Annotated in this window: 8 protein-coding genes; 4 read left to right on the top strand and 4 right to left on the bottom strand. The window is 71.6% G+C overall.

All coding sequences use genetic code 11. From position 1 onward, the window contains the following. Window positions 1–37 precede the first annotated feature (37 nt). Window positions 38–1,132, top strand: a complete 1,095-nt coding sequence (locus ACIO3O_RS22830; protein WP_401748616.1) for an NAD(P)-binding domain-containing protein — start codon at window positions 38–40, stop codon at window positions 1,130–1,132. A gap of 58 nt (window positions 1,133–1,190) precedes the next feature. Here the strand turns inward: ACIO3O_RS22830 and mltG are convergent, their stop codons facing one another. Together mltG and ACIO3O_RS22840 are read right to left on the bottom strand one after the other, a co-directional pair. Beyond that, window positions 1,191–2,000 (bottom strand): endolytic transglycosylase MltG, encoded by an 810-nt coding sequence (mltG, locus tag ACIO3O_RS22835; protein ID WP_401748617.1) that lies wholly within the window; start codon window positions 1,998–2,000, stop codon window positions 1,191–1,193. Window positions 2,001–2,395: 395 nt separating this feature from the next. Further along, window positions 2,396–4,240: an ABC transporter ATP-binding protein gene (locus ACIO3O_RS22840; protein ID WP_401748619.1), complete on the bottom strand. Its 1,845-nt coding sequence runs from the start codon at window positions 4,238–4,240 to the stop codon at window positions 2,396–2,398. Between the two features lie 94 nt (window positions 4,241–4,334). Between ACIO3O_RS22840 and ACIO3O_RS22845 the strand changes: the two genes are divergently transcribed. The 3 genes from ACIO3O_RS22845 (at window position 4,335) to ACIO3O_RS22855 (ending at window position 9,396) form a co-directional block, all read left to right on the top strand. Then, entirely contained in the window at window positions 4,335–4,829 is a 495-nt protein-coding gene (locus ACIO3O_RS22845) for a MarR family winged helix-turn-helix transcriptional regulator (RefSeq protein ID WP_401748621.1), read from the top strand. 61 nt (window positions 4,830–4,890) lie between these two features. Next, the gene (locus ACIO3O_RS22850) at window positions 4,891–7,815 is read left to right on the top strand and encodes an FAD-binding and (Fe-S)-binding domain-containing protein (RefSeq protein ID WP_401748623.1); all 2,925 of its coding nucleotides are present in this window, start codon (window positions 4,891–4,893) and stop codon (window positions 7,813–7,815) included. Window positions 7,816–7,965: 150 nt separating this feature from the next. Continuing rightward, window positions 7,966–9,396, top strand: a complete 1,431-nt coding sequence (locus ACIO3O_RS22855) for a Gfo/Idh/MocA family protein (RefSeq protein WP_401748625.1) — start codon at window positions 7,966–7,968, stop codon at window positions 9,394–9,396. 34 nt (window positions 9,397–9,430) lie between these two features. Here the strand turns inward: ACIO3O_RS22855 and ACIO3O_RS22860 are convergent, their stop codons facing one another. Continuing rightward, window positions 9,431–10,165: a L,D-transpeptidase family protein gene (locus ACIO3O_RS22860; protein ID WP_401748627.1), complete on the bottom strand. Its 735-nt coding sequence runs from the start codon at window positions 10,163–10,165 to the stop codon at window positions 9,431–9,433. A 35-nt stretch (window positions 10,166–10,200) separates the two neighbouring features. Further along, window positions 10,201–11,817 (bottom strand): peptide-N4-asparagine amidase, encoded by a 1,617-nt coding sequence (locus ACIO3O_RS22865; protein ID WP_401748629.1) that lies wholly within the window; start codon window positions 11,815–11,817, stop codon window positions 10,201–10,203. Between the last annotated feature and the right edge of the window lie 127 nt (window positions 11,818–11,944).

An 11,944-nucleotide genomic window follows, 5' to 3' on the forward strand; every position in this document is an offset into this window, starting at 1 on the left:
GGGGAAGATCCTCGACCCGCACCCTGTTGGTAGAAGCATGAACAACTTCGGGGTGCGGGACGTGGACGTCGTCGTCATCGGTGCCGGGCAGGCCGGACTGTCCGCCGCCTACCATCTGCGCAGGTCGGGGCTGGTGCCGGACCGCGACTTCGTGGTCCTGGACCATGCGCCGGGGCCCGGTGGCGCCTGGCAGTTCCGGTGGCCGTCCCTGACGTACGCCAAGGTGCACGGGATGCACTCGCTGCCGGGCATGGAGCTGACGGACGCCGATCCGGCACGGCCCTCATCGGAGGTGATCGCGGGGTACTTCGCCGCGTACGAGGAGGCCTTCGGCCTGCGGGTGCACCGGCCGGTGCACGTGGAGGCGGTACGGGAGGGCGCTGGCGGGCGGCTCCGGGTCGAGACCTCGGAGGGCGTCTGGCAGACGCGGGCCCTGATCAGCGGGACCGGCACCTGGGACCGGCCGTTCTGGCCGCGCTACCCGGGGCAGGAGCTCTTCCGGGGCCGTCAGCTGCACACCGCGAACTACCCGGGCCCCGAGGAGTTCGCAGGTCAGCGCGTTGTGGTGGTGGGCGGGGGCGCGTCGGGGACGCAGCATCTGATGGAGATCGCCCCGTACGCCGCCGGGACCACCTGGGTGACGCGGCGGCCGCCGGTCTTCCGGGAGGGCGAGTTCACCGAGGAGTGGGGGCGGGCCGCGGTCGCGCGGGTCGAGGAGCGGGTGCGGCAGGGGCTGCCGCCGGAGAGCGTGGTCTCGGTGACGGACCTGCCGGTGAACGACGCGATCCGGCGGGCGCGGGCGGACGGGGTGCTGGACCGGCTGCCGATGTTCGACCGGATCACGGAGACCGGCGTCGCCTGGGCCGACGGACGCACGGTCGACGCGGACGTCATCCTGTGGGCCACCGGGTTCCGGGCGGCGGTCGACCATCTGGCGCCGCTGCGGCTGCGGGAGACCGGGGGCGGGATCCGGCTGGAGGGGACGCGGGTGGTGCGGGACGCGCGGATTCAGCTCGTCGGGTACGGCCCGTCGGCCAGCACCATCGGTGCGAACCGCGCGGGCCGCACGGCGGCGCGCGACGCGCTGCGGGCGGTGAAGGCGGCGGAGCCGGGGGTGCGGGCCGTGGCCTGACCGGCCTGACCGTCCCGAACGGCCCGAACGGCCCGAACGAAGCCGTTCCTCCCCCGCTCTACGACGTCCGGCGGTTCTCGTTGAACTCGGCGACGTTCCGCTTCTGGACCTCGTAGTCGTGCGTGAAGCGTGTGTCGCCCGGTTTCACCGTGACGAAGTACAGCCAGTTCCCCGCCGGGGGCGTGCGGGTGGCGCGCAGGGCGTCCAGACCCGGGTTGCCGATGGGAGTGGGGGGCAGGCCCTTGCGTTCGTAGGTGTTGTAGGGGCTGTCGATCCGGGTGTCCTCGTGCGTGGTGTCCAGCGTGCTGCGGTTCATCGCGTAGTTGAGGGTCGAGTCCATCTGCAGCGGCATGCCCGTGGCCATGCGGTTGTCGATGACCCGGGCCACCTTGCCCATGTCCGACGGCGTGTCGGCCTCCGCCTGGACGATGCTCGCGATCACGAGGTCGCGGTGCACGTCGGGGCCGGTGCCCAGGCGTTCCTTCGCCGTCTTGACCATGTACGTGAGCAGGCTCTGCGCCGTGGTGTCGTCCTTCACCGGGTACGTCGCCGGAAACAGGTACCCCTCCGGGTTGCCCTTCGCCGCGGCGGGAAGGCCCAGGTCCACGGTGGTCGCCGCCTTCTTCGCGGTGCCGGGTGCGGCCCCGACGGCCTTGTCCACCGCCGCGTACACCTGCGCGGAGCGCCAGCCCTCCGGGATGGTGAGGGACCTGGCGTGCGAGCCGCCGTCCTTCTTCCACAGCAGGAACAGCACCACCGCCCCCGCGACGACGCCGAGCACGGCGAGGGTGCACACCAGCAGGACCAGCCGGCCCCGCGACCTGCGGCGCGTCGGCGGGGGCGAGACTTCCGGGGACTCGAACTCCATACCGGAGACGCTAACCCGGGGGCGGGGATGTCCGGCCGCCGCCTCGGCCTGATGGACGCACCTCGACGAACACACGAACAGGGGATCGGGTGTTCGCTGGAACGCGTGATCGTGCCGACTTCGCTTGCCCAACTCCCGTGTGGCGCACGATGCTTACGGTGCGCAAGCGACGGGCTGCAGACCGTGTTCGCGCTCTGTCCCACACCTGCACGACGACGCGGCACACGGGTGCCGCAGCACAAGGAGAACCCAGATCATGAACCTCATCACCGACCTCCTCGCCGGCGTCTTCCACTTCCTGGGCTGGATGGTCTGACCGAGGTCCCACCGCGGCGCCGTTCCTCCCCCGTCCCAGGGGAGGGGCGGCGTTGCCGCATGTCCGGGCCCGGCTCCGCTCACGGTGCCGCCAGGACTTCCGGGGCCGCCGTCGCCACTTCGGCGTCCCGGCGCACCAGCGCGGCGTACCGCCCGTCCTGGGCGAGCAGTTCCTCGTGCGTGCCCCGCTCGCGGATGCGGCCCGCGTCCAGGACCACGATCTGGTCGGCGTCACGGACCGTGGAGAGGCGGTGGGCGATGGTGATGGTGGTGCGGCCCGCGGAGAGGTTGTCGATGGCCCGCTGCACCGCGTGCTCGGTGCGGGTGTCCAGGGCGCTGGTGGCCTCGTCCAGGATCAGGACGGGCGGGTCGCGCAGGATGGTGCGGGCGATGGCCAGGCGCTGCTTCTCGCCGCCGGAGAAGCGGTAGCCCCGTTCGCCGACGAGGGTGTCGTAGCCGTCGGGCAGCGAGGCGATGTGGTCGTGGATCTGGGCGGCCTCGGCGGCGGCGTGCAGTTCCTCGTCGGTGGCGTCGGGCTTGGCGAAGCGGAGGTTGTCGGCGACGGAGGCGTGGAAGAGGTACGTCTCCTGGGAGACGACGCCGACCGCGCGGGCCAGCGAGTCGAAGTCCAGGTCGCGGACGTCGGTGCCGTCGAGGGTGACGCGGCCGCCCGTGACGTCGTACAGCCGGGGCACCAGATAGCTGAGGGTGCTCTTGCCGGAGCCGGTGGGGCCGACCACGGCGAGGCTGCCGCCGGCGGGGACGGTGACGTCGATGCCGGTGAGGGTGGGGCCCGACTTCTCGTCGTAGGAGAAGTCGACGTTCTCGAAGCGGACCTCGCCCCGGGGGTCGGGGAGGCGGACCGGGTGCTCGCGCTCGGTGATGTCGACGGGCAGGTCGAGGTATTCGAAGATGCGCTGGAAGAGGGCGAGCGAGGTCTGCATCTGGACGCCCGTGGAGAGCAGGCTCACGGCGGGGCGCAGCAGGCCCTGCTGGAGCGAGACGAAGGCGACGAGGGTGCCGAGGGAGACCACCGGCGCTCCGGCGTTCATCGTGAGGCCCGCGGCCCAGTAGATGACGGCGGGCATGGCGGCCATGACGATGCCGATGGTGGACATCCGCCAGCGGCCGGCCATGTTGGACCGTATTTCGAGGTCGACGAGGCGCTCGGACTCCTCGGCGAAGTTCTTGGTGAGGGAGTCGGAGCGGCCCATGGTGCGGCCGAGCAGGATGCCGCTGACCGACAGGGACTCGGTGACCGTGGCGGACATGGCGGCCATCTGCTTCTGGCGCTTGGTGGTGATCTTCTTGCGTTCGTGGCCGACCTTGCGGCTGATCCACACGAAGAGCGGGAGCAGGAGCAGCGAGACGATCGTGAGCCGCCAGTCGAGGGCGAGCATGGCGACGACGGTGGCGACGACGGCGGTCAGGTTGGAGACCAGGGAGGTCGCGGTGGAGGTGACGGTCGCCTGCATGCCGCCGATGTCGTTGGCTATGCGGGACTGGACCTCGCCCGTGCGGGTGCGGGTGAAGAAGGCCAGGGGCATCCGCTGGAGCTGGGTGTAGACGGCGGTGCGCAGGTCGTGCATGACGCGCTGGCCGACCGTGGTCGAGATCAGGGTCTGGAGGACGCCGAAGACGCTGGTCATGACGGCGGTGACGATCATGCCGAGCGCGAGCAGGGTCAGCAGGCCCGTGCGCCCATGGGGGATGGCGACGTCGAGGATCTCGCGCAGCAGGAACGGCGAGGCGACGCCGACCAGTGAGGACGCGCCGACGAGCAGGCCCACGAGGGCGAGCCGGAAGCGGTAGGGGCGGAAGAGGCGCAGGATGCGGCGGACCTCGGCGGGCGGCTGCTCCTTGCCCGGTTCGGTGTCGGGGGGTGTCCAGAGTTTGTCGGGGGTCAGCTGTCGTTCGGGGTGCATGGGCTCCCTCGGGGGTGGGCGGAGGCTCGGTTCGAAGAGCCTAGTTCATTGTTACCTATACTCACAATGCACGGGGTCCTGTTATTGTTCCCGTATGAGCGACGCACTTGTGAACGTCACCGATCCGGGTTCCCCGCCGAGCCGCGCCGACGACGGGATGCTGGCCGAGCAGCTCCTGCGGCTGACCCGTCGCCTGCACCGCGCCCAGAAGCGCCAGCTGGAGCCGATCGGCATCACCCCCGGCCAGGCCCGGCTGCTGCGCGTGGTGTCCCGGTACGCGCTGCGCGACGGCGCCGCCCCCCGCATGACGGACCTGGCCCGCGGCCTGGAGGTCGTGCCGCGTGCCGTGACGACGCTGGTGGACGGCCTGGAGCAGCAGGGACGGGTGCGCCGGGTGCCCGACCCCGAGAACCGCCGGGTGATCCGCATCGAGCTCACCGACGCGGGCCGCGACACCCTGGACGCGCTCCGCAGCGCGCGCCGGGACGCCGTAGAGGACATCCTGGCTCCATTGACCGCCGACGAGCGCAAGATCCTCGGCGGCCTGCTGTCCACCCTGGTCGACGGGGGCCCGCCGCAGCCCTGCTGAGCCGGCGCCGCTCGGCCGCGGCCGACCCGTGCCGCCGTACCGTCGTGAGAGGAACCGCCGCATGCCGCTCCTGGAGCCGAAGCCGGAGTCCCTGCGCCCGACCGCCGTGCGGGCCCCCGCCCACGACCGGGTGCCCGCCGCCCTCGCGGAGGGCACGCCGCTGCCGCTGCGCCGGGACCTGAGCGCGCTGCTCGGTGCGGAGAAGGTGCTGTGGAAGGTCTCCGACCTGGTGCGGTACGCGGCGGACGCCAGCCCGTACCGCTTCGTGCCGCAGGTCGTGGTGGTCGCCGAGGACGTCGACGACGTGTCGGCCGTCCTGTCGTACGCGCACGGCAAGGGCCGCGAGGTGGTGTTCCGCGCCGCCGGCACCTCGTTGAACGGCCAGGCCCAGGGCGAGGACATCCTGGTGGACGTGCGCCGCCACTTCTCCGGCGTCGAGGTCCTGGACGACGGCGCCCGTGCCCGTATCCAGCCCGGCACCACGGTGGTCCGCGCCAACGCCTCGCTCGCCCGGTACGGGCGGGTGCTGGGCCCCGATCCGGCCAGCGCCATCGCCTGCACCCTGGGCGGGGTCGTCGCCAACAACGCCTCGGGGATGGCCGCGGGCACCACCCGCAACAGCTACCGCACCCTCGCCTCGCTCACCTTCGTCCTGCCGTCCGGCACGATCGTCGACACCGCCGACCCGACCGCCGACGAAGATCTCGCACACGCCGAACCGAAGCTCTGCGAGGGCCTGTTGGCCGTCAAGCGGGAGATCGAGGCCGACCCGGAACTGGTCCGCCGCATCCGCGCCAAGTACGAGATCAAGAACACCAACGGCTACCGTCTCGACGCGTTCCTCGACGGGCAGACGCCCGTGCAGATCCTGCGCGGGCTGATGGTCGGCTCCGAGGGGACCTTCGGGTTCATCGCGGAGGTCGTCTTCGACACGCTCCCGCTGGACCGCAGCGTCTCCTCGGCCCTGCTGTTCTTCCCGACGCTGTCCGCGGCCGCGGCCGCCGTGCCGCTGTTCAACGCGGCGGGCGCGCGGGCCGTGGAGCTGATGGACGGCAACACGCTGCGCGCCTCGGTGAGCGTGTCGGGCGTGCCGCAGGACTGGGCGGACCTGCCGAAGGAGACCACCGCGCTGCTCGTGGAGTTCCGCGCCCCGGACGCGACGGGACAGGAGGAGTACGAGCGGGCGGCGGCCGAGGTGCTGAAACAGCTCGACCTCGTCGCGCCCGTCCCCTCCGTCTCCAACGCGTTCACCCGCGACGCACAGACCATCGGCGGCTACTGGAAGGCCCGCAAGGCCTTCGTCACCGCCGTCGGCGGCGCCCGCCCGTCGGGCACGACGCTGATCACCGAGGACTTCGCGGTCCCGCCCTCCCGCCTCGCCGAGGCCTGCGAGGCGCTCCTCGAACTCCAGGAGCGGCACGGCTTCGACGCCGCCGTCGCCGGGCACGCCGCCCACGGCAACCTGCACTTCCTGCTGGCCTTCGACGCGGGCGAGACCAGCGACGTCCGCAGGTACGCGGCGTTCATGGACGACTTCTGCCGGATGACGGTCGAGCGCTTCGACGGCTCGCTCAAGGCGGAGCACGCGACGGGGCGGAACATCAGCCCGTTCCTGGAGCTGGAGTGGGGCTCCAAGGCCACCGAACTCATGTGGCGCACCAAGGAGTTGATCGACCCGGACGGCGTGCTCGCCCCGCGCATCGTCCTCAACCGCGACCCCGAGGCCCATCTGCGCGGCCTGAAGACCATCCCCCGCGTCGAGGCCGAGGCCGACCCCTGCATCGAGTGCGGCTTCTGCGAACCCACCTGCCCCAGCGGCGACCTGACCACCACTCCCCGCCAACGCATCGTGCTGCGGCGGGAGTTGATGCGCCAGCCAGTGGACTCGCCGGTCGGCGCGAGCCTCCTGGACGCGTACGGGTACGACGCCGTGGACACCTGCGCGGGCGACTCCACCTGCAAGATCGCCTGCCCGGTCGGCATCGACACGGGTGCGCTGATGAAGGACTTCCGGCACCGCAGGCACTCCCCGCGCGAGGAGCGCATCGCCGCGCTCACCGCAAAGAACTTCAAGGCGGTCGAGGCCTCGGCACGGCTCGCCGTGGCGGCCGCCGACAAGATCTCCGACCGGCTGCTGACCTCCGTGACGGGTCTGGCGAGGAAGGCGGTACGCCCCGACCTCGTCCCGAGCTGGCTCCCGGAGATCCCGGGCGCCGCCGCCCGCGCCCTGCCCCGCACCTCCCGCTCCGGGGCGCACGCCGTGTACTACCCGGCCTGCGTCAACCGCATCTTCGGCGCCCCGGACGGGCACACCGGCCCCTCGCTCCCGGAGGCGGTCGTCGCCGTGTCGGCGCGCGCCGGAAAGCCGGTGTGGATCCCCTCCGACGTACGCGGCACCTGCTGCGCCACCATCTGGCACTCCAAGGGGTACCTGGACGGCAACACGGTGATGGCCAACCGCATCGTGGAGGCCGCCTGGGGCTGGACGGCGGGCGGCCGGCTCCCCCTGGTCGTCGACGCGTCGTCGTGCACGCTGGGCATCGCGCACGAGGTGGTGCCGTATCTCACCGACGAGAACCGGGAGTTGCACGCCGAGCTGGAGATCGTGGACTCGATCGTCTGGGCGGCCGAGGAGCTGCTGCCGGGGCTGACCGTGCACCGCACGGTCGCCTCCGCCGTGCTGCATCCCACCTGCTCGATGCAACACCTGGGTGACGAGGCGCAGTTGCGGCAGGTCGCCGAGGCGTGCGCCGACGAGGTGGTGGTCCCGGACGATCTGCGGTGCTGCGCGTTCGCGGGCGACCGGGGCATGCTGCACCAGGAGCTGACGGAGTCCGCCACCGCCCGGGAGGCCGCCGAGGTCACCTCGCGCGAGTACGACGCGTACCTCTCGGCGAACCGGATGTGCGAGGTCGGCATGGACCACGCCACGGGCCGCCCCTACCGCTCCGTACTCCTGGATCTGGAGCGCTCCACACGACCGTGAAGCACCGCGCCCAAACCTCCCCGCGCAAGAGTCCATGAACCGGAGGGGACAAGTCCAACAAGTCCAACTCCCTTTACCCACGGGCCCCTTGTGCCCCGCCCGGCCCCTCCGTGAGGGTGATCGACACCCGATCCCTTTCACGGAGGTCCGATGTACGACGACACGGCGACACCGACCCCTGACGAGAACACCGGCCCCGACGGCGTGACCCGCCGTTCCGCGCTGCGCTCCGCCGGGGCGGTCGGCGCCGGACTCGGTCTCGGCGCGGGCGGCGTGCTGGGCGCGGCAGGTCCCGCGAGCGCCGCACCGGTCGCGGACGAGGCCCCCCGCCGTCGCGGCACGACCATGGCGAACGTCCCCTTCGAGCGCCGGACCACCGTCCGCGTCGGCATGATCGGCCTCGGCAACCGGGGCGACGGCATGATCGACCTGTTCCTCGCCCTGCCGAATGTCAGGGTCGTCGCCGTCTGCGACCCGGTGCGCGCCAAGGCCGAGAAGGCGGCGGCGAAGGTCGTGAAGGCGGGGCAGCCCGCACCCGCGCTCTACACCAAGAACGAGGACGACTACCGCAACCTCTGCAAGCGCGGCGACATCGACTTCGTGTACGTCGCCACCCCGTGGGACTTCCACTACGAGATGTGCAAGACCGCCATGCTGAACGGCAAGCACGTCGGTGTGGAGTGTCCGCTCGCGATGCGGATGGACGAGCTCTGGGACCTGGTCGACACCTCCGAGCGCACCCGACGCCACTGCATGCAGCTGGAGAACTGCTGTTACGGCCGCAACGAGATGCGCGTCCTGCGGATGGCGCACGCGGGCCTGTTCGGCGATCTGCTGCACGGTGCGGGCGCCTACAACCACGATCTGCGCGGCCTGATGTTCGACCCCGACTACTACGAGGGCCCCTGGCGCCGCCTGTGGCACACCCGGCTGCGCGGCGACCTCTACCCCAACCACGGCTTCGGCCCGGTCGGCAACTACATGGACGTCAACCGGGGCGACCGCGCGGTGAGCGTCGTCAGCGTCGGCTCCCCCGCACTGGGTCTGGCCGAGTACCGCAAGAAGCACATGCCGCCGGGCGACCCGAGCTGGAAGGAGTCGTACATCGAGTCCGACCGCACGATCAGCCTGGTCCAGACCGCCAAGGGCCGCGTCATCCGCCTCGAACACGACGTGTCGACGCCGCACCCGTACAGCAGGATCAACAGCCTCGGCGGCACGCTCGGCCTGTTCGAGGACTACCCGCCGCGCATCTATCTGGAGCCCACCAACACCAACGACCAGTGGGACGACTTCACGAAGTACGCGCAGTGGGACCACTGGCTGTGGAAGGAGCACTCCAACCCGCCCGGCGGCCACGGCGGCATGGACTACCTGATGCTGTTCCGGCTGATGCAGTGCATGCAGCTCGGCCTCGTCCCCGACTTCGACGTGTACGACGCCGCGACCTGGACGGCGCCGGTTCCGCTGAGTCATCTCTCGATACGGGCCAAGGGCGCCCCGCAGCAGATCCCGGACTTCACCCGGGGCGAGTGGAAGAAGGCGCGGCCGGGCGTGGACTCGGAGAAGCCGAAGGCGTGAGGGGGTGAGCGGGCGGGGTCCGGCGGGGCCCCGCTCAGCTCTTCAGGTACGCCGCGTCCCCCATCACGACCACCGGCTTGCGGGCCGGGTCCACGCTCCGCAGCAGCGTCTCCATCGCCGCCTTCGACACGCTCACGCACGCCGAGGTGCCGCTGCCGTGGTCCATGTGGAGCCAGATCCCGCCGCCCTTCTTCTGACCCTGGGGGCGGGTGGGGTCGCCCGGCGGGGTGCCCTTGACGCGGTTGTAGTCGATGGCGATGACGTAGTCGAAGTCGTGCCAGTGCGTCTTCGCCCAGGAGCGCGGGGCGGCTATCGAGTCGCTGCGCGTGTACGGCAGCTTGGCCCCCGGGTCGGGGAGGACGCCGCCCGCGTCGGTCAGCGTGAACACGCCGGAGGGGCTGCGCTTGTCGTCCTCGCGGTGGTCGGGGGTCCACCCCTTGACGCCGTTGTGCGCGGGCCAGCGGCCCTGCTGCTTCCAGTTCGGGCCTTCCTTGTCGTACAGGACGACCGTGGCGTCCGCCGAGTCCCTGGACTTCCCGTACACGGCGACGACCTGCCGCGAGCCGGCCGGGATCCTGGCGGTCAGCCGGTCGCCGATGCCGGGGATGCGGGTGGGGTCCTGGGTGGGGGCGGCGGACGGCGGCGCGCTCTTCTCCCTCGGTGGGGACCCACCGCATCCGCCCACCGCCAGCAGGAGCAGCCCGGCCGCCGCCGCACACAAACCCGTACGGACGGCGGCCGGTGTGCGGGACCTCTGCGAGAAAGCCATGCGTCCCATGCTGCCACTGCTCACCGAACAGCCGTTCAGCAGCGGGTGCGGTCCTCCACCAGCGTCCCCTGCACGGTCTTCACGCTGCGGTCGTAGCAGCCGATGCCGGAACCGCTGAGGCGGTAGCGCTCGCCGGTGGTGGCGACCGCGTGCCGCTGGTCGCGCGGCACGTTCGCGGTGTACGTGGCGTCGCCGCTGTACTCGTGGTCCAGCCGGGTGTGACCGGTCCTCCGCTTCCCCGCGAACGTCGCGGTGTCGGCCTTGTCGCCGAGGGTGAGCACGGTGCGCAGCCGGTCGCCCGCGCCGAGCGTGGTCGTGCCGTCCATGGTGTACGTCCGTCGGGCCTCGGTGCTGCGCGCGGGCCCGTGCCGGTCCTGGACGGTGACCGTCTCGTCGTCCCGCCACTGCCCTTGGAGGGCGTCGAGGCTCTCGCCCTCGGTCCAGCGGTGCACGGAGGTGTTCTCCAGGGTGCGCACGACGCGGGTGGTGACGCGGCCGCGCGAGGTGTTGACGTACCCCTCGACGGTCAGTGCGTGTCCGCCGCGCGTGTCGAGCCGGTGCTGCGAACCCGGGGTGTACGTCGTGGAGTTGACCGGCGTGCCCTCGGTGTGGCGGGTGAGGCCGCCGGTGACGACGCGGCTGCCGTGGTCCTGCCAGACCAGGACGTTCACGGGGTGGCTCCAGCCCGCCTGCCCGGCCGGTACGCCGACGACGCCGACCTCGATCCTGTGCGGGCGGCCGTCGTTGAGGAGCGCGGCGAAGGGCGTGAGGTCGTACTGGAGGGGCTTGACGTCCAGGGCGCGGGGGCCGGGGACGGTGTACCAGAGGAAGGGGTTGGACCAGCCGCCGGTCCACACGGTCGGGAAGGGCGCGGCGATTCCGGCCAGCTTCCCGTCGACCTTGAGCTGCACCTCGCGGTAGGGACCGTCGGCGGACTTGCAGGAGTACGGGGCCTTTTCGGGCACCGAGAGGTACCAGTACTCCTCGCAGCCGCCGCCGGAGCCGGTGGCGTACACCTCGGCGAGGATGCGCCGGGAGTTGCGCGGGGTGACGAGGGAGGTGCCGTCCGGGGTGAGGACGCGGTCCGGGGTGGCGGCCGGCCTGGTGCGGCCCTCGGCGGCGTAGAAGGTCAATGTCGCCTTGACGTCGATGACGCCGGTGTACGTCTCGTTGACGACGTTGCCGATGAGCATCTCGACGTCCTGCGTACGGCGGAAGGTGTCGCTGTAGCGGGTGACGTCCTTCTCCACGGACCAGGTGATGCCGTCCGGGGAGGGCTGCGGAGTGGACGTGCGGAGGACTTCGACGCCGCCGACGTGGAGGTAGCCGAGGCGGTCGTACTGGCGGCCCTTGACCTTGCCGTCGAGGCGCAGCACGACCTTGCTCCAGCGGGTCCCGCACTTCCCGGGCGGGGTGTAACTGCCCTTGTACGGGGTGAAGTCCCGGAACTGGGCCTCGCCCAGGGTCACTTGGCAGGACCTGGTGTGCGGCTTGGCCACGGGCGGGGCGGCGGTCAGCGGGTCGTGCCAGTCGGTGCCGAACTCCGGCGGCGGGACCGGGCCGGGGGCGGCCGCGACCGGGGAGGCCCCCAGGAGCGCCCCGGCGGCCAGCACGAAGCCGCTGAGCATGGACATGATCCTTCGTTGTCTCATGCGACAGGAGTGAATCGCGGGACGCACGGGAACGCCAGACCCGGACGGCGACGGTGCGTGGAATTTGGCGGGTTCTGTGGCGGCCTGCGCATAAATCGATTGCCCGCGACCCTCGAAAAGCGCGAAC

It is taken from the genome of Streptomyces sp. NPDC087440 (assembly GCF_044744005.1).
GTDB lineage: Bacteria > Actinomycetota > Actinomycetes > Streptomycetales > Streptomycetaceae > Streptomyces.

Excerpts from the sequence above, each read along its gene's own strand:
- ACIO3O_RS22860 (WP_401748627.1), bottom strand. The coding sequence starts at position 10,165 with ATGGCTTTCTCGCAGAGGTCCCGCACACCGGCCGCCGTCCGTACGGGT.
- ACIO3O_RS22865 (WP_401748629.1), bottom strand. The coding sequence starts at position 11,817 with ATGAGACAACGAAGGATCATGTCCATGCTCAGCGGCTTCGTGCTGGCC.
- ACIO3O_RS22845 (WP_401748621.1), top strand. The coding sequence starts at position 4,335 with ATGAGCGACGCACTTGTGAACGTCACCGATCCGGGTTCCCCGCCGAGC.
- ACIO3O_RS22830 (WP_401748616.1), top strand. The coding sequence starts at position 38 with ATGAACAACTTCGGGGTGCGGGACGTGGACGTCGTCGTCATCGGTGCC.
- mltG (WP_401748617.1), bottom strand. The coding sequence starts at position 2,000 with ATGGAGTTCGAGTCCCCGGAAGTCTCGCCCCCGCCGACGCGCCGCAGG.
- ACIO3O_RS22850 (WP_401748623.1), top strand. The coding sequence starts at position 4,891 with ATGCCGCTCCTGGAGCCGAAGCCGGAGTCCCTGCGCCCGACCGCCGTG.
- ACIO3O_RS22855 (WP_401748625.1), top strand. The coding sequence starts at position 7,966 with ATGTACGACGACACGGCGACACCGACCCCTGACGAGAACACCGGCCCC.
- ACIO3O_RS22840 (WP_401748619.1), bottom strand. The coding sequence starts at position 4,240 with ATGCACCCCGAACGACAGCTGACCCCCGACAAACTCTGGACACCCCCC.